This is a genomic window from Marinomonas sp. THO17, from assembly GCF_040436405.1.
Taxonomy (GTDB): Bacteria; Pseudomonadota; Gammaproteobacteria; order Pseudomonadales; family Marinomonadaceae; genus Marinomonas.
Genome location: NZ_AP031575.1, coordinates 3,129,636 through 3,152,706, shown reverse-complemented (window position 1 = coordinate 3,152,706; position 23,071 = coordinate 3,129,636). Strand labels below are relative to the sequence as shown.

The following is a 23,071-nucleotide window of genomic DNA, read 5'->3' as shown; positions in this document are numbered from 1 at the left end:
CCTAACCTTTAACACCACCGGACGTAATTCCTTCCACAAAATAGTTTTGCGCAATCAGAAAGACGACAATTGACGGAACGATGGCAATCGATGCCATAGCAAGAATTTCATTCCATTGGGTACCTTCGGTGACATCAATGGACAACTTCAACGCGAGTGCGATGGGGTATTTTTCAACACTTGATATATAAATTAGTGGACCTAAGAAGTCGTTTACTGACCACATGAACTGGAATAAGGCCACAGAAATAATGGCGGGTTTTAGCATTGGCACCACTATGTACCACAGCAATTGGTAAGAGTTACAACCGTCGATCATAGCTGCCTCTTCCATGTCGGTTGGCAAACCGCGCAGGAATTGAATCAGCATAAAAACAAAGAAGCCTTGCGTGGCAAACGCCATTGGTAAATACAGCGGCATATAGCTGTCTAACATGCCCATTTCACGGAACATCAAATATTGCGGAATCAGCAACACGGAAGTCGGCAACAAGATGGTCGCAATCAAAGTAATAAACCAAAACTTCTTGAAGGGAATATCAAAGCGGGCAAAACCGTAAGCGACTATGACAGAAGAAATCACCGTTAAGATGACTTTCGGCACCACATAATAGAAGGTGTTCAGAAAGAAACGCCCGAAGGTGTATTCCGTTCCCGTATTCCAACCATTAATAAAACCGTCCAAAGAGAATTCTTTAGGCCACAAGCTCAACGAACTGAAGATTTCATGGTTGGGTTTGAATGACGCTGAAAACATCCAAAACAAGGGATACAGCATCACCAGACCACAGAACAAAAGAATAAAGTAACGAATACCGGCACCGATTCTCTGCTTACGCATTTGCACGCGCAAATGACGATCATTATCGACCACGGCTGAGGTGGATTTATCTATGAATAATTTTGTCATGATTATTTACCACCCTTATCACCAGAATAGAACACCCAGTATTTAGAAGACTTAAAGGAAATCCCTGTAAAAATGGCCACCGCCACAAACAATACCCATGCCAAGGCACTGCCATAACCTAAGTCGAAATACTTAAAGGCGGTTTCATAAATGTATAAAGAGAACAGATAAGTCGATTTCGCAGGACCACCACCAGTAATGACATAAGGCGCAGTAAACTCTTGGAAAGCTTGAGTGGTTTGCATAATGAAGTTAAAGAAAATCACCGGCGTAATCAGAGGCACTGTGATTTTAGTGAACATTTGCCACTTAGACGCACCGTCAATCATAGCGGCTTCGTATTGCGACTGAGGCACACTTTGCAGAGCGGCAAGGAAGATCACCATAGCAGAACCAAATTGCCAAACCCGCAATAGCGTGACTGAGAACATGGCAAACACTGGCTCACCTAACCAGGAAATCGGCTCCACACCAAACACCCCTAAGAAGCTGTTGAGCAAACCGTCAAGGGAGAAGATAGCGCGCCACAATACCGCAATGGCCACACTGCTTCCCAAGATAGAAGGAATGTAATAAGCGGTACGGAAAAATTTAATGCCGCGTAACTTAAAGTTGAGTACGAAGGCAATAAACAAAGCGAAGGCCAATTTGAGGGGAATCGTCAGGAAAACATAAGCGAAGGTCACGCCCATCGACTTATAAAAAGTATCGTCATCCAGCATATAACTGTAATTGTCCAAGCCAATATATTGCGGCGGATTGATCAGATCATAGTCGGTAAAACTAATGATCAATGACGACAAAAATGGAAAAGCGGTAAAAACCAGCAATCCAATTATGTAGGGGCTGATATAGGCCAAGCCTAACCGTCGATTTTCATACATATTGTATCAACTCTATTTTGTTGTTATTAACGTTGCATTTTCGATATTAGTGGAGGGATTTCATTTTTTCAATGACTTTAATCATTTTTTTGAAATGCTTTTTCAAAAAAATGATTCGCTCTTTTCAATTATTTTTTAGTAAGCCTCTAGAAGCCTCCTAAAACGGGCTAAAGTAGGCTTAGGGGAGAGAGATAAAAAAAAGCGAGGCCAAAGCCTCGCTAATGTGACACCTATCCACATGCCACTAACATATCAAGCTAACTTGAGTTGGCTGTCGACCAGTTGCGGGATTGTCAGAGGATTATCGTCTTGCACACTGCTTGGCAACAAACTCGCTGGGAAATCCTGATAACACACAGGACGTAAGAAACGCTCAATGGCCGCACTGCCTACGGAAGTAGAACGACTGTCTGATGTTGCAGGGAATGGCCCTCCATGTACCATGGCCTGACACACCTCCACGCCAGTTGGATAACCATTACACAATAAGCGTCCAGCTTTACGCTCAAACACAGGCAAAAGCGCTCTCACCGCCTCCTGATCCGCGTCGTTCATTTGAATGGTAATCGTCAGCTGGCCTTCAAAATGCTCGGCCAGTTGGCGGTACTCTTCAAGGCTCTGACACTTGATGATCAATGAGGTCGAACCAAAGACTTCACCTTCTAAGCTCTTGTCAGCAAGGAAAGTCTTAGCTTGCGTAACAAAGACATGCGCCTGACACTGATTAGGTAAATCCGAACTAGCAGATTGGGTTAGTAAAGTCACACCTTCATGCAAGGCTAAGCTGTTCACGCCATCACAATAGGCTTGATAAATGCCGGGCGTGAGCATAGTTTGTGTGTCCAGCCCGTGAATGTCCTCTGCAACCTGTTGCAAGAAGTCCTCACAATCCGCTCCATCCATGATCACCACCAAACCTGGATTGGTGCAGAATTGCCCTGCTCCCATCGCCAAGGAAGAAACAAAGCCAGATGCCACCGCTTTGGCGGCTTCAGCCAGCTTGTTAGGCATCATAAAAACTGGATTAATGCTGCTCATTTCAGCGTAAACTGGAATGGGTTCAGAACGATTCGCAGCAATATTCATCAAGGCCACACCACCCGCGCGGGAACCAGTAAAGCCCACCGCTTTAATATCAGGATGGGCCACCAAAGCGCCCCCCACATCGGAGCCTGCACCAAACAACAAAGAGAAAACCCCTTCTGGCAGATGACATTTTTTCACCGCTTGCTGAATAGCACGACCAACCAATTCAGAGGTGCCCGGATGAGCCGAATGCGCCTTTACCACCACAGGACAACCAGCAGCCAATGCTGAAGCGGTGTCGCCACCCGCCACCGAAAAGGCCAATGGGAAGTTACTGGCACCAAACACGGCCACTGGACCCAATGGAATTTTTTGCAAACGCAAATCCGCTCGCGGCAGCGGTGCCCTATCAGGCAGGGCAGGATCAATGCGCGCATCGAGAAATTTCCCCATGCGAACGACGGAAGCAAACAGGCGTAATTGCCCCATGGTTCGACCACGCTCACCTTCAATACGCGCTTGCGGTAAGCCTGTTTCCGCCATTGCTCGCTCTACTAGCTGATCGCCAAGGGCTAGAATTTCATCCGCAATGGTCTCCAGAAACTCCGCTCGACGCTCGTGGGCCATAGCACGGTAATCATCAAATGCTTGCCAAGCCAATGCCACCGCTTGATCAACATGCTGTTGATCACCGCCCAAGAATTCCGGCTGCAGATACTTATTGGTTGCTGGGTTCAATGCTCGAATGGCTTTTTTATGACCTTGTACCGAGCTTTGTCCGATCAGCATATGTCCTGTAATTTGCATTGTTTTCTCCATACATTGAATCGTTAAACAACCCCAGACCCGAAAATCTAGGACTGTGGTTATTGGTTGGCCTTGATCAGTGCCTGCAAACGTGCTTCTTGTTCTTGAGTCGGCATGGTTAATGGTGCACGCACCTCTCCCGCTGGACGACCAATCAACTTAGCGCCGGATTTAATCAAGCTGACTGCATAGCCCTTTTTCTCGTCACGCAAACGACAAAAAGGAATAAAAAAGTCTTTCACTATGGCTTTCACTGTGGCTTTTTCACCCGCTCGCAGTGCCTTATAAAATTGATTCGCCATGTCTGGCATAAAATTAAACACCGCAGAAGAATAGGTGTTAACACCAATGGCTAAGTAGGCTTCGGCAAAAATCTCTGCTGTTGGAACGCCACCAATGTAAACCAAACGATCGCCAACTGTCTTAATGGTATCGTTTAACGCCGCCACATTGCCGACACCGTCTTTAAGGGCAATTAAATTAGGGTTTTGCGCCGCTAATTGCTGTACGCTTTCTGCCCCCAAAATGCCATTCGCACGATTATAGTAAATAAATTGCATCGCACTGCTTTGCATGATTTGCGTGGCATACTCTAGCACACCGTCTTCTGGGCACTCGGTTAAGAAAGGCGGCATTAATAGAATACCGTCACAGCCCGCTTCTTCCGCTGCTTTCACAAAGGCTTTTGCCTCAATCACACTGCGTCCAGCACTGGCAATAACGGGCACTCGACCTGCCACGGTATCCACCGCAACACGACAAATCGCTTGGTATTCTTCCAAGCCAAGAGAGAAGAACTCCCCCGTACCACCGGCAATAAACACAGACGACACACCCTGCTCAATAAACCATTCAATACGTTGTTGGTAAGTATCCGCCTGAAACTGCCCTTGCGCATCAAAATCCGTGATTGGAAATGACAGTAAACCGTCACTTAAAGACAAACGAATTTGCTCAATTGAAAGTGCCATAAAAGAGTCCTCTTATTATTCAAATACCCAAATTTTGGGCAAACGAAACCCCTGCCCATATTGCTGAGCAAAAATGTCATTGTTAGGAGTTAAAAATTAAAAAAGTTCGTTAGCTAAAATTAGCCCTAATCATCGTCTTCAAAGTGGCCTGCAGTGGCAAAAAAACCTCCTTGAAATAACAATGCGGGATGATCACCATCCAGTAACGGATCTTGTGCCAACACCTCTGTCTCAAATTGTGCCGACGAATCTTTCGGCTGCCATCCCAAGAAATTGGACTTACGGTTATCCCACCAAGACCAAGGGTTATTTGATGCACCATAGACCACAGTGCAAGCTAAGCGATTGACACGGAACACGCACTTCACTAAATCCGCTATGTCTTCTTCGCTTAACCAGGTCGACAACATACGACGGTCAAGCGGCTTAGGCAGACAACTGCCAATACGTACCAGAGCCGATTCAATGCCAAATTTTTCAAAGTAATAACGTGCTAACAACTCGCCAAAGCCTTTTGACACGCCATACAAACTGTCTGGTCGCATTGGACTGTCCGCATCCAAACGTGTCTCACGGGAATGAAAGCCCACCACATGATTTGAGCTAGCAAAGAAAATACGTGTTACCTGATGTTGGCGAGCCGCTTCATAAATATGATAAGTGCCTTTCAAATTGCCATTGAGAATGCTTTCAAAGGTGCCTTCAATGGATTGCCCGCCCAGATGAATAATGCCATCACAGCCTTTTACTAAGGCCTTTACCCCATCAAAATCCGCCAAATCACAGGCTTGAAAAGACTCACCCGGTTTCAGGTCGGTAATCTGTACTAAGTCGGACAGCACCAATTCATCCGCCCAGCCCGCTAAGGTGCGGCGCATGGCCTTGCCCAAAGTACCGGCTGCGCCTGTCAGCAATACTCGTTTCATATCTTTCCCCTTAACCACTAATCCAGTTTGGTAATGTCATAGAAATAGCAGGCACAAATGTCACTAAGATTAACGCCGCCAAAATCGCCAGATAAAATGGCCAAATGCTTTTCACGGCGCGTTGAATCGGCACATCACCAATGGCACAACCAACAAACAAACAACCGCCTACTGGAGGAGTACACAAACCTAAGCCCAAATTCATCATCAACATAATGCCAAACTGAATGGGGTCCATGCCCAAGCTCACTGCCACAGGCAAAAAGATAGGTGTACAGATCAGAATCAATGCCGCCATGTCCATGATCATGCCCAATAGCAATAAAATCAGGTTCATCATCAAAAAGATGATAATCGGATTATCTGAAATCGACGTTAAACCTGTGGCCAATACTTTCGGCACTTCATACAAGGCCAACATATAACCAAAAGCGGACGCACAACCTACTAAGATCATCACCAGACCTGTGGTACGAACAGAACGAATCACAGCTATCCAGAAGTCACGCAAGCTTAAAGAGCGATACACTAGAGCAGTAATCAACACAGCGTAAATCGCGCCAATGGCACCCGATTCGGTCACGGTGAATACGCCTGACAAAGCACCACCTACTACAATAATGGCGGTAATCAATCCAGGAAATGAGGCTAAGAAAGCAACAAAAATTACTTTCAAACCCGCAAAGGGTTCTGTTGGGTAGTTATTGCGGATCGCCATCCAGCGGGCCACCAGTCCTAACAACACACACATTAAAATACCTGGCACAATACCGGCCATAAACAAACTGGCAACAGACATACCGCCACCTGCGGCTACGACGTATAAGATCATATTGTGGCTGGGTGGAATCATGATGCCGGCAATAGACGAGGTCACAGTGACGTTGACCGCATAGGCATCGTCATAGCCTTTTTCTTTCATCACCGGAATCAACAAAGAACCCAGTGCCGACACATCGGCTACCGCGGAACCCGAAATACCACCAAACAGCATACTGGAGAAGACATTAACCTGCCCTAAGCCACCACGTACCCAACCCACCGCCGAAGAGGCTAAGCGAATCAAACGCGCGGCAATGCCGCCATGCAACATCAACTCACCAGCAAAAATAAAGAAAGGAATGGCCAGCAATGAAAAGGTAGAGGTTCCTGCGACAATACGCTGAAAACCAATCATCAATGGCAAGCCTTCGTAAAAAAACGCTGAAATTGCGGCCATACCCAAAGCAAACGCCACAGGTACGCCAATAAAGGTCAACAGAGCAAATAAGCCCAGTAAAATCCCTAAGCCCATATTATTTGTCTCCCGCTACATCAGAAGAATGAGAATCTGCTGACAAAGAATGTTTTGAAAATACATTTAATGTGCCATAAACCACTCGATAACCTGCAAACAAACACATCAAGACACCACTGGCCACCACGGGGAAATAGCGGAGACCTTCCGGAACTCTCCATTCTAGGAAAGTTAATAAGGGAATGCTTCTAAACCAAGCAAAGTCCACCAGCTCTTTACCGTATAGGGCCATGGCATAACCGAAAGCGACAATACATAAGTCAATCAAGATATTAAAAACCTGACCTACTCGTTCGGGCACCAGCATAGACAGCATGTCGACACTTAAATGGGTGCGTTCGTGAATCCCCACCGCCGCGGCCAAAAAGGTAATATTGGTGACCAACAGCATAGCCATTTGCTCGACCCAAGTTGGGGTGTCATTCAATACATAACGACCAAATACCAACCAGCCGAATGAAGCAACCAACAAAACTAAAAACACGCCGGATAAAGCGGTCACCACATAGGCAATCGCATCCAAAATAGATTTGATCTTGGGTTGTGTAGAAGAAGAGAAAGCCATAATCACACTCTTGCTAGCAATGTCATCAAAAGGCTAATCTGCCAACAGAGCAAATTAGCCTGAGCCGTTATTTGTTATTGAGTATTTTGAATTTGCTCGATAAATGGCTTCAAGGATGGATTGTCTTTCACCGCTTTCGCGTAGACAGGTTTCATCGCATCACTGAAAGCTTTTTTATCTTTGATTTCATTAAACTTAACACCAGACGCCAGCACCTTCTTACGGCTTTCTTCATCCCGTTGCGCCCACAACTTACGTTGTAAAGCAGAACTGTCGCGAGCCGCTTTTTTCACTGCTGCTTGATCTTCTGCTGACAGTTCATTCCACGCTTTCACACTCACACAAACGCACTCGGGGATAATCAAATGTTGCGTCAAAGAATAATAAGGCGCCACTTCATAGTGGTTACTCGAATCGTAGGATGGCCAGTTATTTTCAGCGCCGTCTACCACGCCCGTTTTTAAAGATTGATAGACTTCAGAATAAGCCATTGGCGTAGCATTACCACCTAAGGCTTCCACCATGCCAACGTACAATTCATTGTTCATGACACGGAATTTCTCACCTTTAACGTCCGCGGGGGTGTGAATCGGTTTCGCCGTGTTATAGAAAGAACGTGCACCACCGTCGTACCAAGCTAACGACATAATGCCTTGTTTCGCCATGGCATCACTGAGTTGATCGCCAACCTGCCCATCCATAACACGGTGCATGTGATTAAGGTCTTTGAAAATGAAAGGAAGGGATACTACGTTTACTTCAGGAACCGCGTCACCCATTGGTCCTAAGCTAAAACCAGCAAATTGAATGGCACCAACTTGCAGCATTTGAATCGCATCGGATTGACTACCAAGCACCGAGCCATTATAAACTCGACCACTAACACGACCATCAGTGGCTTTATCAGCCGCCTCAATAAAAGACTCTAAAGCATCCGTCACAGGGTAACCTGTGTTATGGATATTCCAACCTTTCCATTCCGCATTGGCAACGGAAGAAAACACCATTGCCGAAGTCGCCGTCATCAGAGCCAAAGCTTTGCCAATTTTTCCTGCAGGAAAGTTTATTATCATTGTTGTGTCTCCAGTTATTCTTGTAATTATTTCTGCTTGCTTGGATAGCCACTTTAAGGCGAAAGCCTAATGATAGCCATCCAACCTTTTTTATTTGTAGCATAAGATATTAGGAATAGACAATAATCATAGTATGAATTATTTAAAATTATTCTAAACTTAATACTTAACCGCTAGATTAAGCGCTATTCATATTATGTGATAACATGTTTAAGTGATTAAAAAGCAACATCTTATTGTTTTAGAAAGGCCAACAGATCATGCCAATAAGCAAAACCATGAAAGCCAGCTTGCCACAACAAACAGCAGAAAAAATTCGTCAGCGCATTACCACTCTGGGCATGAAACCCGGCGATAAATTACCAACGGAACCGAATTTGATGAGCGAGTTGTCTGTCAGCCGAACCGTTCTGCGTGAAGCCATCGCCAGCTTGAAAGCAGAAGGTCTGGTTAAGGCCAAACAAGGGGCTGGGGTGTTTGTCTCAGAACCTGCGCAAAAACTCAGTTCACTACTGCGCAACAGCACGCAAACCCTGACCGACACTATAGAGTCTTTGGAGCTCAGAACCGCCGTAGAAATAGAGGCTGTAGCCCTTGCGGTGGCACGTTGTTCATTAGCACAAGAAGCAGAAATCTACCGCTGCTTCGATGCTTATGAGCGTAAAGTGCAAAAAGGCGAAAGCGCCGAACAAGAAGATTTCGAGTTTCATTTGGCCATTGCCAAAGCCACCAACAACCAACACTTTGTGGATTTTTTGGAAGTGCTTGGCCGTCGCACTATTCCAAGAGCTCGGTTGCGTGAAGAAGCAGGTTTACCTCGCGACCCAGAAATTGATAAATCCCTCAATCGTGAACACAAGGCCATTCTAGATGCCATAGAAGCACGTGACGCTGACGCCGCAAAAAAAGCGATGCGTGTTCATCTAGATAATGGCTGTGAACGTTATCGCAAACTGATGCGCGATATACAGCGCTCAAAATCATAGTATGAATTTGTGGATTTTTTAAAATGACTTGTGCTATGTTTGCCACAACTAACAAGAATAAACAGGCACACAAGGTCATTTTTTATGAAGATTACAGAGATATTTACCCACCACTTGAGCCACACATTAGCGCAGCCATTTGAGTCCGCCTCCATGCTGTTTACCTCAAGAGATCACCTACTGGTGGAAATCCACACTGACCAGGGATTGGTCGGCTGGGGAGAATGTTTAGGTAATCGCATCGTCAATGATGCTTTCATTCAGGCCATGAAACCTCACCTCATTGGCGACAACGCCCTGCATATCGAACCCATCTGGCTCAAGCTTTACAATCTCTTTCGTGACCAAGGCCAACGCGGCGCCACCATTAATGCCATCAGTGGCATTGATATTGCCCTTTGGGATTTAGCGGGCAAGTATCACCAATGCCCCACCCATCAATTACTAGGCGGTGCTTTTCGCCAACAAATTCCTGTATACGCCACTGGCGGCTTTCGCTTAATAGGCCAAGATCGTATAGCCAGTTTGTTGGAGGAAGTTTCTGGTTACAAACAGGCGGGATTCAAGGCCGTGAAGATCAAAATTGGTTTTGGCATAGATTTGGACATCGCCTCGATCAAAGCGGTACGTCAATGTTTGGGGGACGATATCGAACTCATGATAGACGCCAATCATGGCTATGATCACATCAATGCCGCACGCCTTGCCAACGCCGTCAGTGATTGCCACCTACTCTGGTTTGAAGAACCCGTTGTTCCTGAAGCATTAAGCAGCTATCACAAGTTAAGAACCAGTCAATCTATTCCCCTTGCAGGCGGTGAAACCTGGCACACGCGCTGGGGTATTAGCGAAGCCTTGAAACAGCATACCGTCGATATTTTGCAGCCTGATGTCTGTGGTGTTGGAGGCTTAAGCGAAGCAAAAAAAGTGCTCACCCTGTGTGATATTTATGGCGTGCGCTGCGTGCCTCATGTTTGGGGCACCAGTGTCGCATTGGCAGCAGCACTGCACTTCCATGCCATTATTCCGCCGAACCCACCCTCTTATGGCTATACACCAGATTCCCCACGTTTTGAATACGATCAAACTCACAATCCTTTCCGCTCAAGCATCATCACTGAGCCCTTTGAGCTTGATCATGGTTGCCTAACAGTACCACAAGGCCACGGCTTGGGAATTGAAATCCGTCCAGAGGAACTGGCCAAGTATCGTCCAGCAGCATAGGAAATCATTATGCCAAGACTATTAAATGGAAACGCCCCTAAAATCGCCCTACCGCAAGGTAGCATTGATACTCATATACACGTCTATGATGCTCAGCACCCTAACTTGCCCGGTGGGCCAAACCTTCCTAGCGATGCCGCCAACCTTGAAGATTACAAACAGGTAATGGCATGGTTAGGGGTAGAAAAGGTGGTCATCACTCAGCCAAACGCTTATCAGACAGATAACCAAGTACTGCTCAATGCGGTACAGAGTATGGGGGATAAAGCCCGCGGCATTGTCGTAGTAACGCCTGATACGACCGAAGCTGAATTGGAAAAGTGGCATCAAATGGGGGCACGTGGGGCACGTATTATGCAATTAACGCAAGGCGCCGTTCGCCTGAAAGATTTGTTGTCTGTTAATGATAAAATTGCCTCATTTGGCTGGAGTTGTATTGTGCAATTCAATGGGCGAGATATATTAGAGCACGCTAGCCTATTGAATCAGATCAAAGGCAATTTTAGCTTAGATCATCATGGTAAGTTTTTGCCCCCAGTCAAAACCAAGAGTGCCGAATTCAAACAGGTGCTCAAGCTTTTGGATAAGGGCAATTGCTATTACAAAATCGCCGCCTGTTATGAAAGCTCAGCCAGTGGTGGGCCAGACTATGAAGATCTTGCAGCGATGACCAAAGCGGCAATCCAACATGCCCCTGAGCGCATCATTTGGGGCTCTAATTGGCCACACGTTTCAGGCACACCAGAGCAAGCACCAAACGATGCAAGATTATTAGATTTGGTACAAAGCTGGATACCGAATGATCGTACCAGACAAGCGATATTCGTCGATAACCCAGAAAGCTTATATTGGCGCCACTAGAACAATTTAATTAGATTTAGTACAAAGCTGGATACCAAAAGCTGGATACTAAATAAGCATACCAGACAAGCGATATTCGTCGATAACCCAGAAGACTTATATTGGCACCACTAAAACAATTTAATTAGATTTAGTACAAAGCTGGATACCAAAAGCTGGATACTAAATAAGCGTACCAGACAAGCGATATTCGTCGATAACCCAGAAGACTTATATTGGCACCACTAGAACAATTTAATCATTGGCAGACGGCTTGAATTTTATAGCCGTCGCGACCCGCCCTTTTCACCTCATACAAGGTTTTATCTGCGGTCTGGAACGCCCGTTCAAACACCTGCTCACCCTGTCCTTGAAACATAGCTATGCCGATACTGGCGGTAAAATTAAGTTCGCCTTGCTCGGTTGCTAAAATGATATTACGCACTCGTTCCAAAATACCCTGTGCAATGCTTGCCACTTCTTCTTTAGTGACATTGCATAACAACACAGAAAATTCATCTCCCCCCAAACGCGCGACCACACTTGGCGAATGAAAAATACTGCGCAAAGCTTGTGCAAAGCTCACCAGCGCTCGGTCACCACACAGATGACCATACTCATCATTAATTTGCTTGAAACCATCTAGATCGAGAACAAAAAAAGCAGACGAGCCGGTTTCTTTCACACTGGCTTTAGACGCCAGAGCAAGCAGACCTTTTTTATAAAAATAACCACGGTTATACACAGACGTGAGACTGTCTATCGACGCATGGTGTCTCATTTTTTGTTCCATCACATCGACATGCAAGAATAGGCCGACCAAGTACCAAGACAAAATCGGTGTCGTTAAGCCGGCAATAATCAGGATCATAATGACATCGCGCTTAACATCGAGAGTAAAACCCAATAACTTAGAAAAGGTAATATCTAAAAATATGGAAATCAAAATAGCAGAAAGAGTTAAGGCCAAAACCAAGCCTATACGTCCTAATGAACGTAATAAATGTCGAATAATTGGAGTCACTGCGCCCCCAAGGCGAATAGATAGATAAAACCGGAAGAACCACAAACTGCGTCTGCGTCTTCTACCTAAATAAGCACAATTCAGCTTTAGCAAGAGAGACCAAGTTATCGTGTCCATTGAGCGCGTTATTACAAAGCGACATCGAACTTAGCGATGAGAAGCTTGAGTAATGAAGAGAATTGGCAGGCCCGCTAATTTACAAAACATTGTTGTCTAAGTAAACAATCAAAGAGCAATTTCAACCTTATTGGCTTTTGTTTAGTTACTTTTTTACTTTTGCTCAATTACTGTTTATACAAATCTTTATCCAGATCGTACTTACGCATTTTGTCGTACAGGGTTTTTCGCGGTAACCCCAATGCATCCATGGTATCTTTAATCGATCCTTTCTGTCGCATCAACTCCTGCTCTAACAAGGTTTTTTCGAAACGTTCCATTTGCTCTGGTAAGGTCATGACTCCTGGATTGTTTTCGTTGATGATGATTTGATCAAACTCAAACGATCCGGCTTCTCCCATCAAAACATAACGCTCCGCTAAGTTCCTTAGTTCACGCACATTACCCGGCCAGTCATAGCTTAACAAACTGTGCATTCGTGCCGCCGATAAGGGTTCAGATTCACGTTTGTATTGGGCAGTTGCCACCAAACAAAAGTGCTGCCACAGCAAAGAAATGTCGTCTTTACGTTCCCGCAATGGGGGAATGTCCACTCGCACAACATTGAGACGGTAGTACAAGTCCTCACGAAAGCTATCGCCTTCACTTAATTGCTTCAGGTCCACTTTGGTGGCCGCCAAAATGCGCAAATCCAAATCAATGCCTGTGTTTGACCCCAAACGCTCTAAACGCCTTTCCTCTAGCACTCGCAGCAAGCGGATTTGCATGGACATGGGCATGCTTTCGATTTCATCTAAAAAAAGTGTGCCACCATTGGCATGCTCTAACTTGCCAATACGTTGTACTTTGGCATCGGTAAAAGCCCCCTTCTCATGCCCAAACAATTCTGACTCCATTATGGAATCGGGCACGGCACCACAGTTAATGGCGACAAAAGGCTGCCCACGACGGGAACTGTGCTCATGTATGTAACGCGCCACCAGCTCTTTCCCTGTGCCAGTTTCACCCTGAATCAAAATATCCGCTCCGGTATCGGCCACATGCAACAAAGCCTGACGTAAGCGGTGAATGCCCGGCGTATTCCCTATAATGCGCGGCCCCGGTGCATTTTGCGCTGCCAGTTCAAGACGCAAATGACGGTTTTCCAAGGTCAAACGACGTTTTTCACTGGCGCGTCGCACCACCTCAACAAAATCCTCATTGGAAAAAGGTTTTTCAATAAAATCATAGGCGCCATCGCGAATGGCACTCACCGCCATGCTGATATCACCGTGGCCTGTAATCAAAATGAAGGGGATCTCGGCATCAATCTTTTTTACTTCTTCAAACAGCGCCAAGCCACTTTTCCCCGGTAGGTTAATGTCACTGACAATCACGCCAGGCCAATCAATGGACAAGTGTGCCGTGACCCCTTGAACTGAGCTAAATTCCGTTACGGCAAACTCTTCCAAGGTCAGTGTTTGCGAGATTGCCATACGAACAGCCTGCTCATCATCAATTAATAAAACCTGATTTTTATCCGTCATGCTGTTCTCTTTCGCTTATGGATTTGGCTGGGAAACGTGGCAATATCACCACAAACTCTGCCCCAGCCTCTGAACTGTTATGGGCCTTTATTTGGCCACCCATTAGGTCAACAATACGCTGACTGATTGACAAACCTAAGCCCAAACCAACCCCAGAAGATTTGGAGGTAAAAAAAGGCTCAAACAAATGTTTAATGGCTTCATCGGTCAAGCCGTCACCCGAGTCTCGGACGCGTATGGTCACTTCTTTTTCATCGGCACTTTGCTCTATGCACACTTTGGGTCGAGGATCACGGGATGTGTGTTTCGCCTCTTGAATGGCGTCTGCCGCGTTGGCCAATAAATTGACCAGCACCTGCTCTAAAAACACCATATCTCCCTGCACAATAAAACCTTGATCGTCCGGTACTTGTAGCTCAATGCCCACCTCTTTGTAGCGCGGCGATATGATTTTTATCGCCCCCACTATGGCCGTTTGTATGGCAATAGGGCCTTGTTGCACGTCACCTTTACGGGCAAACACTTTGAAACGAGCAATAATATCACTCATGTGCTGACCCAGCTGTTGGATTTGTTCGAGGTTATTATGTGCTTGTTGATAATGTTGTCTGTCCAGAAATGTCAAACCATTACCAGCAAAGGCGCGAATGGCCGTCAAAGGCTGATTTAATTCATGGTTTAACCCTGCACTCAATTGCCCTAATACCGCCAATTTTGCCGTTTGAATCAGCTCTCTTTGAGTGTCTTTATGGCCGGCCATTTCTTGACGCAGCAAAAGGTTGGCCTGTTCTAATTCAAAGGTACGTTCATGGACACGTTTTTCCAGTTCAAGCTGCGCTTGCATGACTTCCTGTTCGTAACGCTTACGCTCCGTCATGTCATGAAAGGTCACCAAATAACTACGACGATTCGGCAAATTCATCTCACAAAGCGTCATTTCAACGGGTACCTGACTCATGGTATCCCATTGCAAACGCCCCTCCATGGTCACCACTTTTATCCCCAATTCGTCATCAGCACGCCACACCCTATCTAGTGCCTGCTGATCATCAGCATGAAATAAGGTCTTTAATGGTTGACCAATGAGGGCACTCAATGACTGTCCTGCTAAGGTTTCAATGGCAGGGTTAAATGACTCGATACAATGCTTGTCATCCAGTGTGACCAAACCCGCTTGCGTATTTTGAATCACTTCTCGAATGTAAGCTTGGTTATGACGTGTCATTTCATTAGCGTTATAACGCTCTAGTAGCATTCGACGTCGCAACACAGCCAGACCAGCAAGCAAGCCTGTGATGGTCAAACCAGCCGCGAATATGGCTCGCCACAAAGCAATTTCTTCATTGATCCCTTGCAGAGGCGACAAAAGAGAAATGGTGAAACCCAATAATTGAATAGGACGACTCATATTCAAATAAGAGCGGCGCTCTAACTCACCGTTTAGCGGGTTGGTTTCTAATACCTCAATGACACTTGCCCTAGTACTTAACGGCGTTTGATAAACAATGGGCAGCTTTTCAATGGGTCTGTCTTTATAGCGTTTGGATTCAGTAATACGTTGAATTTCGCTGTACGACAATTCACGCAATACTTGATACAGCCAACGCGGGCGCGAACTGCTGAATACCACACCATCTGGATCCAGCAAGATAAAGTCATAATTTTGGCTAGCGAAGCGTTTTTCAAATTGGCTAATGTCTACTTTCACCACAGCAACCCCTATGATCTCTTTCTCATCGACCACAGGATAGGAAAAGTAATAACCACGACGGTTAGACATGGTTCCCAAGGCATAATAGCGACCGGGCTTGCCCTGTATGGCTTGCTGAAAATAGGGTCTGAAGGCGAAGTTATTGCCAACAAAACTGGCGTCACTTTGATAGTTTGACGCCGCGATGGTAAGGCCATCCTTATTTAAAATATAACTGTCGGAAGCTTCGGTAATGCGGTTGATTTGCTCAAGCTCAAGGTTCAGCTGAGAAATATCATTATAAAATCCGTCTCTAAGGGCTTTTTTGACTCGACCATTGGTCGCCAACAAGGTTGGCATGTGCTGATATTTGGCAATGGCATTTTCAATTACATTAGCCAACTGCGCCAACTGTTCTTCCGAGGTCAGTTGTAAAGCTTCAATTTGCCGATTTTTCAGCGCCTCTCCGCCTTTCCATAGGATGACAATCACCACGAATAGAATCGCCAACAAAGACAGCAGGATGACTTTTCTCGGTGCCACAGACAAAGCAGCGGCCTCACTCAACGTATTGGATAACTTGCTCACCAAAACCTCATTTTACTTAATTAAGCCCTTTCATGAGCAAATGCCAATACTTCAGCAATGTCCTTTTTATCACAGATTAGCATGAGCAGACGATCAATACCTAACGCCACGCCAGCACAATCAGGCATGCCTTGCGCTAATGCACTCACCAAACGCTCATCAAACTGACGTTCTTTCGAGCCTGACATATGCCTTTGCGCTTTATCTTGCGCAAAACGCGCCGCCTGCTCTTGCGCATCGGTCAATTCATGATAACCATTGGCCAGTTCCATACCTTGCCAATAAAGCTCGAATCGAGCTGCCACCTGATTGCCCTCAGCGTCTTGATGCAACTTTGCCAACGCCGCTTGAGAAGCTGGATAGCTGTGAATAAAGCAAGGCTGTTGTTGACCAATATTAGGCTCAATGACACTGGCAAAAATCAACTCCAATAGGGTGTCTCTGTCTTCTTCTTGCAAACCGTATTCGCTTGCTTGATGTGCGCAAGTTTGCAATGACTCAAGACTGGCGTGCCAGGGATCCAACCCCGTGAAATCGATGAAAGCTTGACGGTAACTGAGGGATTCACACATCACACTTGGTGCAATCAATGCTTGCAATAAGGCTTCAATTTCGTCCATCAATTGCCAATGATCAAAACCGATGCGATACCATTCCAACATAGTGAATTCAATGCTGTGACGACGCCCCATTTCTTCTGCCCTAAAGACCTTACCTAGCTGATAAATCGAGCCAGCGCCAACGCACAGTAAACGCTTCATGGCGTACTCAGGTGAGGTTTGCAAATAATAGGTTAAATCCTGCCCCATAGAGCGGGTATGAGCGGTCAATACTTCAATGTGGGGATCAGAGATACTCGCCAGAGACAAACACTGAGTGTCCACTTCCATCACATCACGTTCGGCAAAGAAATCACGTACTTTACGAAACAGCTTAGCACGCTGACGCAACACAGAAAGCTCGGCACTGGGCTGCCATAATGCGGCATCATACATAGGAAAAGGTCCTAAAAAATAAAGCCCATCATAGCAAAATTATCCCACTGGCCTTAGTCAATTTATGGCGTGATTTTATTCAGTAGCATTTTCACCCCTGCTACTCCAAAAAACAGGGTAAACAGGCTATCAAATACTCGACTCATTCGAAAATAGAGGCGTCGAAAGGTTTCATGGGAAAACAACAGAGCGTAGCCTAGAAACAGACACATACTTTGCAAACCAATCAGAAAAATAATCGTCAGCAACCCCTGGACCTCCACGCCGCTTGGCACCCCCATGGAGTACAAGGCACCAAAAAACAAAATAACCTTAGGGTTAGTTAAATGTATTGCCAAGCCGCGTAAATAATCGCTTCGCAAAGAGTTTGAAGCCGTCTGCTCTAACCTGATTGGCTTAGGCCACACCACCGACTTGAAGGATTTAAAAGCCAAAAAGAGTAAGTAAGCGGCGCCAAAATAACGCAAGATTTCAAATAACCATGCATTGGCGTACATCACAGCAGCCATGCCAAAGGCACCAGAAAATGACCAAAGAAAAGACCCTGTCAGCACGCCAAACGCGGTTGCTATGCCATGAGGTCGTCCTGAACTCATAGCCGTACCGGCAATGGCTAAGGTAGCCGGCCCAGGACTTGCCGTTGCCACAAAGGCAGCGAGTAAAATCAAACCGTAATGAATCTCCTGCATAACCACTTCCTTTTGCCCTGAATAATGTAATTTTTAAATAATACTGACCTGATTACGGCCACTGTATTTCGCTTGATACATCGCCTTATCTGCTCGCCTCATTAGTGAACTGGCATTATCCTCAGCCAATACCTTGGTCGCCCCAATGCTTAAGGTAATGGGATGGTCTTGCAAGATAGAAGTGTTCGCCAGCCGACGACACAGCTGATTACAATATTCTGCCAGCTCATTATCCTCTATGTCATTGTTATGTAAGATAATAGCGAACTCTTCACCACCAATGCGATATACCACATCTTTATGGCGCATGTATTTTTTGTAAAAACGGCTCACCTTGACCAATACCTCGTCTCCAACGTCGTGGCCAAAGTTGTCATTAATGGCTTTAAAATGATCCAAATCCATCATCACTAAGGCACTCTGTCCCTTTTTCCTCAAGGTTGCTCTTAAATCTCTATCAAATTTTCGTCTGTTTCTTAAGCCCGTCAGTGAATCCGTATCGGATAATTCAGCCAGTCTGTATTCTGAACTTCTATCCTGTACCGTTCCGGTAAAACCTACTAATTCACCGTCAAGGATAAAGGGCTCATAGGTGGCGCTGTAATAATATTGTTTACCGTCACTTTTTCTTGTTAAACCCTTATATTTTACTGTCTTTCCAGACAAGGCCTTTTTATAAAAATTTAGGTTTGCCTTGAAGGAGGTTTCGCCAATCAATTCAGCTAAATGTAAGCCAACGGCCTCTTCTTGGGAAACACCATGTATTGTGGCAAATCTATTATTGATATAAGTACACTTTAAATTCCTATCAACAGCAAAAAACAAAACAGGTGCGAGTTCTACAAACTGTTTATACAAATCAGTACTTCCAAAAAGCGCTTTGATGCTCATATAAAATGCCCTACACTTCCATAACAAAAAAAACCTTGCGGAAGTCTAGATACTAGCGATTGAGCATAAGTAATTTCATCAGCTGATCTGTAATAATTTGTTGGAAAGATAACAAAATCGATCACATCCAACACATTGTGTTTTCAAAAAACATCATCTCAAGCCGTTAATCCGGCTTTGTACATAAAAAACTACTTTTCTTAACCTGCTTTTAAGAAGATAACTTGGCATTTGACTGATAAATAATCCTCCTAAAATCATGACACCCGCCACTATCTGGCTGAGGGAAATGACCTCTTGGTAGAACCAATACCCACCTAATATGCCAAACACTGGCACCAACAAAGTCATAGGGGCAACACTGGAAATACCGTATTTGACTATCATCTTATTCCAGAGCCAATACCCAAATAATGTTGTGGGGTAAGCCTGAAACAAGACTGAAAATAAGGTCGAGCGATCGAACTCTGCTAACAGTTCAAATACTACCTGTGAGCCATTGATAAGAATCGACAAACACACCAAAGGTAAAGGAGCAAACAACATACCCCATATATTGAAGGCAAAAATTTCTCGCGTATTGGCCCATTTCACAATAACGCCATTGATGCTCCAACACACCGAAGCCAGTAAAACCAACACCAGACCAGCCATGCTAATAGCACCGCCATCCGCCTGCATTATGATGAATAGCCCCATCAAGGCCAGCCCCGCCCCCAATAACTTATTGAAGGTCAGCTTTTCTTTCAACACAAAATACCCTACCAACAAACTGCTAACGACACTCATGTCCAGTAACAAGGATGCCATGCCCGCGGATAGGCCTAAGCGAATTGACAAGGTGGTTAGCCCCCAAACGCCAACACCAAATGACAGACCGTATGCCACTAGATAACGCCATTGCACATTAGGGCGCTTAATAAAAAACACTAAGGGAAATACCGCAAAGGTAAAACGCAATGCGGTTAGCATAAGCGGGTCAATATTATTCACCCCCAACTTAATAACACTGAAATTCAAGCCCCATAAGGCCATCAAGGCAAACAACAAACCAACATCTCTCTGTTTCATTTTCTTCTTCCTTAATCCCTATAAGGCGACACATGACGCAAGGAGTATGACAACAAAAAACAAAACAGAGCAGATTCAATTTTTGATAAAAATAAGAGTACAATTTTGCTATCGTTAACCATCAAGTTTCACTTTTTGAGATAGAGTTGGCCTTATGTCTAAATTTCAACGCTTGGCAGAGCATTTTATTGAGCAGATTAATCACCAGAAACTGCCGGCGGGTGCACGTTTGCCAGCCCTTAGAAAAGTGACCAAACAGCATCAAGTCAGCATGACCACCGCGACTCGTGCTTATCAATACCTTCAACAAACTGGCTGGATTTATGCGCGCCCACAAGCTGGCTATTTTGTTTCCAGCCGCATCAAGGACACGGCTTTTCCTGTTCTGACTCAGCTACTCATGGAGCAAAGAGATCCTAAAAAATACGCACCCAGCCGAGGCTACAACCCTTATTCTGCATTTTTCAGTCCGCTGGGGACGTCCATGATTGCCCCCCAATTATTGCCCTCTACAGCTTTACAACGCAGTATCAAGCGCGTTGCCCATCGTGCCAGCCAACCGCTCTTTCAATACCCGGATATTCAAGGAGACATGATCTTACGAAGCGCCCTGACAGACCATTTACGCCGCTACGGTTTGGCCTTTTCGAGCCAAGAACTGGTGATCACCAATGGCTGTATCGACAGCGTCAAAAAAGCCATCGAAACACTGACCCGTGAAGGCGATACTATCGCTATTGGCTCACCCTGTTTTAGCGGCTTATTGGATTTGCTCACCACCTTATCAAGACAGGTCATTGAAGTGCCTATTGGGCAAGATGGAATAGATTTGCCACAGTTTGAAGGGTTACTCAAACAAGGCAAAGTCAAAGCCTCATTGTTTAGTACCAATAACATCAATCCCAATGGCATCAGTTTTTCAAACCAGCAAAAACAAGCCTTAGCAGAACTGGCCGCAAGATATCAAACTCCTATGATAGAGGACGATGTGTATTTTGAATTAAGCCATCAAAAAGACGTCCCCTTGCCCGCCAAATATTGGGATCAACAAGGCTATGTGATTTGGTGTGGATCCTTTTCAAAAATTTTGGCGGAAGGCATGAGGTTAGGCTGGTGTCATCCGGGACGTTATTTTTCCGATTACATGCGCAAGCACACGCTCACCAGTTTTGGCGTAAACGGCTTAGTACAATCTTGTATGGCAGAATTCATTAACACCGGCGAATACCGCAGCCATGTTCACAAAGTTCGTTATCAAATGGCGCAGCAGATTCACCAATATCAACAAGTATTAAGCAAAAGCCTACCAGAGAATGCCAAGATCAGTACGCCACAAGGCGGAATGGTATTATGGATTCAGATTCCGGGACTCAATACAGTGCAATTAGAAGCCGATGCCCAGCAGCTTAAAATAGACATCCGCAGTGGCGCTTGTTTCAGTACCCATGATTTCTATAGGGATTGTTTTCGCATCAATTGTGGCTGGCCCCTTGAACCCAAAGCAGAGCAACACAACACCCACCAGCAGCTATTAACCTTATGTGAATTGATCCAATCCAGTGTGAATAAATAACGTGATAAAAACGCAGAATGGATTATAAGTTCTGAACATTGTTCAACTTTTTTGAACTTATTAATCAAAATACTTCGTTATCTATTTGCTTTCAAACCCTATATGGTATCGCCATTGTTCCTAACCAATATCAAGGTATAAAGTATGCAAGCATTTATTCAAAACATCACTCGTACGTCATCTGGCTGGGCGAGCACTATTCTTCGTATCCCTGTGGGTTTGATTATGATGGCCCACGGCGCGCAAAAGTTATTTGGCGCATTCGGTGGTTATGGTTTAGAAGGGACAGGTCAGTGGATGGCTTCCATTGGTCTTGAGCCTGGTTACCTGATGGCACTACTAGCGGGTAGCGCAGAATTCTTTGGTGGTCTGGCCTTAGTCATTGGTTTGTTGGTTCGCCCTGCTGGCATCGCCCTCGCCTTCACCATGCTGATCGCCATCTTCTCAGTGCACTTCAGCCATGGTCTTTTCATGTCAAACAATGGTTATGAATATGCCCTAACCCTTCTGGTGGCTTGTTTGTCTTTGGCTTTCAGTGGCGCTGGCGCTTTGTCATTAGATAAAGTAATAAGCAATAAATAGCTTTTCATCTTAGCTAGAAAAGTAGCTAGAAAAGTTCGACCTCTCGGCAGAGAGGTCGAATGTCATTAGCCTAATAATTCCGTCACTAAGCTCTCTATTTGATGCCTTGCTTCTGCAAGGGATTCTTTGTGTCTAGCATCTTTGAATTCCTGAAACTCAGAACCAATCTCATAAAAGGATTCCGCCCCTAAATAACGTCCAAGTTGTTTTACATGCGGGCCTAGATGATTCATTTCTTCCCTAACCCCACCCACTTGAAAGCCAAACTCACCCGCTGAAGTTAGTAATACCAATACTTTGCCTGATAATATCGGCTCAATCGGAAAATCACCTCTCTTAAGATCGAAGGTAAATGTATGATTAATCCTCATAACCTGATCAAACCATGCCTTTAGGACGGCTGGCATACCATAGTTATACATAGGTGCCGTTATTAGTATTAGATCGGCTTGTGCCACTTCTTTGTAGTACAAATCCGATTGTTCTAAGACCTTGTTCTGATACTCAGAGCGTTCCCTTTCTTCGGTGAACGCAGCCGCTAACCAATCAATCGATATAAACTCAGGTGAGTTGCTTGCTAAATCCCGATAAACCACTTGCGTTGAATTATTTTTTTTCATCCATAATGTTAACAAGTACTGACCCAGTGATTTAGATATTGAAGCATGAGAGGCGGTCTCACTCTCGCTTAAACGAACACTTGAATCTATATGCAATATTTTATTCATAATATCCTCTGCTATCTTGCCATTTACAGAGCAAAGTCTTCATTTAAAATGGCTTTTTGACAAAGGTTTATTCTTTGCTCATAAATAA

At 45.1% G+C, this 23,071-nt stretch carries 21 protein-coding genes; 5 read left to right on the top strand and 16 right to left on the bottom strand.

The window, feature by feature from the left end; all coding sequences use genetic code 11:
* Position 1: 1 nt before the first annotated feature.
* The 8 genes from ABXS85_RS14940 to ABXS85_RS14905 form a co-directional block, all read right to left on the bottom strand.
* On the bottom strand, positions 2-910 hold the full coding sequence (locus ABXS85_RS14940) for a carbohydrate ABC transporter permease (RefSeq protein ID WP_353667322.1): 909 nt from the start codon (positions 908-910) through the stop codon (positions 2-4).
* A gap of 2 nt (positions 911-912) precedes the next feature.
* Complete coding sequence (locus ABXS85_RS14935; RefSeq protein ID WP_353667321.1) at positions 913-1,794, bottom strand: sugar ABC transporter permease; 882 nt, start codon at positions 1,792-1,794, stop codon at positions 913-915.
* A 252-nt stretch (positions 1,795-2,046) separates the two neighbouring features.
* Positions 2,047-3,627: an aldehyde dehydrogenase (NADP(+)) gene (locus tag ABXS85_RS14930; protein WP_353667320.1), complete on the bottom strand. Its 1,581-nt coding sequence runs from the start codon at positions 3,625-3,627 to the stop codon at positions 2,047-2,049.
* A 59-nt stretch (positions 3,628-3,686) separates the two neighbouring features.
* Positions 3,687-4,598: a 5-dehydro-4-deoxyglucarate dehydratase gene (locus ABXS85_RS14925; protein WP_353667319.1), complete on the bottom strand. Its 912-nt coding sequence runs from the start codon at positions 4,596-4,598 to the stop codon at positions 3,687-3,689.
* A 125-nt stretch (positions 4,599-4,723) separates the two neighbouring features.
* Positions 4,724-5,524 (bottom strand): NAD(P)-dependent oxidoreductase, encoded by an 801-nt coding sequence (locus tag ABXS85_RS14920; RefSeq protein ID WP_353667318.1) that lies wholly within the window; start codon positions 5,522-5,524, stop codon positions 4,724-4,726.
* Positions 5,525-5,534: 10 nt separating this feature from the next.
* Positions 5,535-6,818 (bottom strand): TRAP transporter large permease, encoded by a 1,284-nt coding sequence (locus tag ABXS85_RS14915; protein WP_353667317.1) that lies wholly within the window; start codon positions 6,816-6,818, stop codon positions 5,535-5,537.
* Position 6,819: 1 nt separating this feature from the next.
* The gene (locus tag ABXS85_RS14910) at positions 6,820-7,386 is read right to left on the bottom strand and encodes a TRAP transporter small permease (RefSeq protein WP_353667316.1); all 567 of its coding nucleotides are present in this window, start codon (positions 7,384-7,386) and stop codon (positions 6,820-6,822) included.
* Positions 7,387-7,460: 74 nt separating this feature from the next.
* Complete coding sequence (locus ABXS85_RS14905) at positions 7,461-8,459, bottom strand: TRAP transporter substrate-binding protein (RefSeq protein ID WP_353667315.1); 999 nt, start codon at positions 8,457-8,459, stop codon at positions 7,461-7,463.
* 260 nt (positions 8,460-8,719) lie between these two features.
* Here ABXS85_RS14905 and ABXS85_RS14900 point away from each other — a divergent pair, with 260 nt between their 5' ends.
* The 3 genes from ABXS85_RS14900 to ABXS85_RS14890 all read left to right on the top strand — a co-directional run bounded on the left by ABXS85_RS14900 (position 8,720) and on the right by ABXS85_RS14890 (position 11,530).
* Entirely contained in the window at positions 8,720-9,445 is a 726-nt protein-coding gene (locus tag ABXS85_RS14900; protein ID WP_353667314.1) for a FadR/GntR family transcriptional regulator, read from the top strand.
* Between the two features lie 84 nt (positions 9,446-9,529).
* Positions 9,530-10,669: a mandelate racemase/muconate lactonizing enzyme family protein gene (locus ABXS85_RS14895; RefSeq protein ID WP_353667313.1), complete on the top strand. Its 1,140-nt coding sequence runs from the start codon at positions 9,530-9,532 to the stop codon at positions 10,667-10,669.
* Positions 10,670-10,678: 9 nt separating this feature from the next.
* Positions 10,679-11,530 carry an amidohydrolase family protein gene (locus ABXS85_RS14890; RefSeq protein ID WP_353667312.1) on the top strand — a complete coding sequence of 284 codons (852 nt, stop codon included), beginning with the start codon at positions 10,679-10,681 and terminating at the stop codon, positions 11,528-11,530.
* Positions 11,531-11,768: 238 nt separating this feature from the next.
* Here the strand turns inward: ABXS85_RS14890 and ABXS85_RS14885 are convergent, their stop codons facing one another.
* The 7 genes from ABXS85_RS14885 to ABXS85_RS14855 all read right to left on the bottom strand — a co-directional run bounded on the left by ABXS85_RS14885 (position 11,769) and on the right by ABXS85_RS14855 (position 20,100).
* Positions 11,769-12,533 (bottom strand): GGDEF domain-containing protein, encoded by a 765-nt coding sequence (locus ABXS85_RS14885; protein ID WP_353667311.1) that lies wholly within the window; start codon positions 12,531-12,533, stop codon positions 11,769-11,771.
* 284 nt (positions 12,534-12,817) lie between these two features.
* Entirely contained in the window at positions 12,818-14,176 is a 1,359-nt protein-coding gene (locus ABXS85_RS14880; protein WP_353667310.1) for a sigma-54 dependent transcriptional regulator, read from the bottom strand.
* On the bottom strand, positions 14,166-16,454 hold the full coding sequence (locus ABXS85_RS14875) for an ATP-binding protein (protein ID WP_353667309.1): 2,289 nt from the start codon (positions 16,452-16,454) through the stop codon (positions 14,166-14,168). The genes ABXS85_RS14880 and ABXS85_RS14875 overlap by 11 nt, the downstream gene beginning before the upstream one ends.
* 20 nt (positions 16,455-16,474) lie before the next feature.
* Positions 16,475-17,449, bottom strand: coding sequence for an EF-P lysine aminoacylase EpmA (epmA, locus tag ABXS85_RS14870; protein ID WP_353667308.1), 975 nt, complete (start codon positions 17,447-17,449; stop codon positions 16,475-16,477).
* Positions 17,450-17,511: 62 nt separating this feature from the next.
* Positions 17,512-18,138 carry a LysE family translocator gene (locus ABXS85_RS14865; protein ID WP_353667307.1) on the bottom strand — a complete coding sequence of 209 codons (627 nt, stop codon included), beginning with the start codon at positions 18,136-18,138 and terminating at the stop codon, positions 17,512-17,514.
* Between the two features lie 33 nt (positions 18,139-18,171).
* Positions 18,172-19,029: a GGDEF domain-containing protein gene (locus tag ABXS85_RS14860; protein WP_353667306.1), complete on the bottom strand. Its 858-nt coding sequence runs from the start codon at positions 19,027-19,029 to the stop codon at positions 18,172-18,174.
* 153 nt (positions 19,030-19,182) lie between these two features.
* A complete protein-coding gene (locus ABXS85_RS14855) occupies positions 19,183-20,100 on the bottom strand; it encodes an EamA family transporter (protein WP_353667305.1) in 918 nt (305 codons plus the stop codon).
* A 154-nt stretch (positions 20,101-20,254) separates the two neighbouring features.
* On the opposite strand from ABXS85_RS14855, the gene ABXS85_RS14850 reads away from it, so the two are divergent.
* Together ABXS85_RS14850 and ABXS85_RS14845 are read left to right on the top strand one after the other, a co-directional pair.
* Positions 20,255-21,673 (top strand): PLP-dependent aminotransferase family protein, encoded by a 1,419-nt coding sequence (locus tag ABXS85_RS14850; protein ID WP_353667304.1) that lies wholly within the window; start codon positions 20,255-20,257, stop codon positions 21,671-21,673.
* Positions 21,674-21,817: 144 nt separating this feature from the next.
* Complete coding sequence (locus tag ABXS85_RS14845; RefSeq protein WP_353667303.1) at positions 21,818-22,255, top strand: DoxX family protein; 438 nt, start codon at positions 21,818-21,820, stop codon at positions 22,253-22,255.
* Positions 22,256-22,320: 65 nt separating this feature from the next.
* Here ABXS85_RS14845 and ABXS85_RS14840 read toward each other — a convergent pair whose 3' ends face one another.
* A complete protein-coding gene (locus ABXS85_RS14840; protein ID WP_353667302.1) occupies positions 22,321-22,983 on the bottom strand; it encodes an NAD(P)H-dependent oxidoreductase in 663 nt (220 codons plus the stop codon).
* Between the last annotated feature and the right edge of the window lie 88 nt (positions 22,984-23,071).

Excerpts from the sequence above, each read along its gene's own strand:
- ABXS85_RS14915 (WP_353667317.1), bottom strand. The coding sequence starts at position 6,818 with ATGGGCTTAGGGATTTTACTGGGCTTATTTGCTCTGTTGACCTTTATT.
- ABXS85_RS14865 (WP_353667307.1), bottom strand. The coding sequence starts at position 18,138 with ATGCAGGAGATTCATTACGGTTTGATTTTACTCGCTGCCTTTGTGGCA.
- ABXS85_RS14850 (WP_353667304.1), top strand. The coding sequence starts at position 20,255 with ATGTCTAAATTTCAACGCTTGGCAGAGCATTTTATTGAGCAGATTAAT.
- ABXS85_RS14905 (WP_353667315.1), bottom strand. The coding sequence starts at position 8,459 with ATGATAATAAACTTTCCTGCAGGAAAAATTGGCAAAGCTTTGGCTCTG.
- ABXS85_RS14840 (WP_353667302.1), bottom strand. The coding sequence starts at position 22,983 with ATGAATAAAATATTGCATATAGATTCAAGTGTTCGTTTAAGCGAGAGT.
- ABXS85_RS14920 (WP_353667318.1), bottom strand. The coding sequence starts at position 5,524 with ATGAAACGAGTATTGCTGACAGGCGCAGCCGGTACTTTGGGCAAGGCC.
- ABXS85_RS14845 (WP_353667303.1), top strand. The coding sequence starts at position 21,818 with ATGCAAGCATTTATTCAAAACATCACTCGTACGTCATCTGGCTGGGCG.
- ABXS85_RS14925 (WP_353667319.1), bottom strand. The coding sequence starts at position 4,598 with ATGGCACTTTCAATTGAGCAAATTCGTTTGTCTTTAAGTGACGGTTTA.
- ABXS85_RS14930 (WP_353667320.1), bottom strand. The coding sequence starts at position 3,627 with ATGCAAATTACAGGACATATGCTGATCGGACAAAGCTCGGTACAAGGT.
- ABXS85_RS14890 (WP_353667312.1), top strand. The coding sequence starts at position 10,679 with ATGCCAAGACTATTAAATGGAAACGCCCCTAAAATCGCCCTACCGCAA.
- ABXS85_RS14935 (WP_353667321.1), bottom strand. The coding sequence starts at position 1,794 with ATGTATGAAAATCGACGGTTAGGCTTGGCCTATATCAGCCCCTACATA.
- ABXS85_RS14895 (WP_353667313.1), top strand. The coding sequence starts at position 9,530 with ATGAAGATTACAGAGATATTTACCCACCACTTGAGCCACACATTAGCG.
- epmA (WP_353667308.1), bottom strand. The coding sequence starts at position 17,449 with ATGTATGATGCCGCATTATGGCAGCCCAGTGCCGAGCTTTCTGTGTTG.
- ABXS85_RS14940 (WP_353667322.1), bottom strand. The coding sequence starts at position 910 with ATGACAAAATTATTCATAGATAAATCCACCTCAGCCGTGGTCGATAAT.
- ABXS85_RS14860 (WP_353667306.1), bottom strand. The coding sequence starts at position 19,029 with ATGAGCATCAAAGCGCTTTTTGGAAGTACTGATTTGTATAAACAGTTT.
- ABXS85_RS14900 (WP_353667314.1), top strand. The coding sequence starts at position 8,720 with ATGCCAATAAGCAAAACCATGAAAGCCAGCTTGCCACAACAAACAGCA.
- ABXS85_RS14910 (WP_353667316.1), bottom strand. The coding sequence starts at position 7,386 with ATGGCTTTCTCTTCTTCTACACAACCCAAGATCAAATCTATTTTGGAT.
- ABXS85_RS14880 (WP_353667310.1), bottom strand. The coding sequence starts at position 14,176 with ATGACGGATAAAAATCAGGTTTTATTAATTGATGATGAGCAGGCTGTT.
- ABXS85_RS14855 (WP_353667305.1), bottom strand. The coding sequence starts at position 20,100 with ATGAAACAGAGAGATGTTGGTTTGTTGTTTGCCTTGATGGCCTTATGG.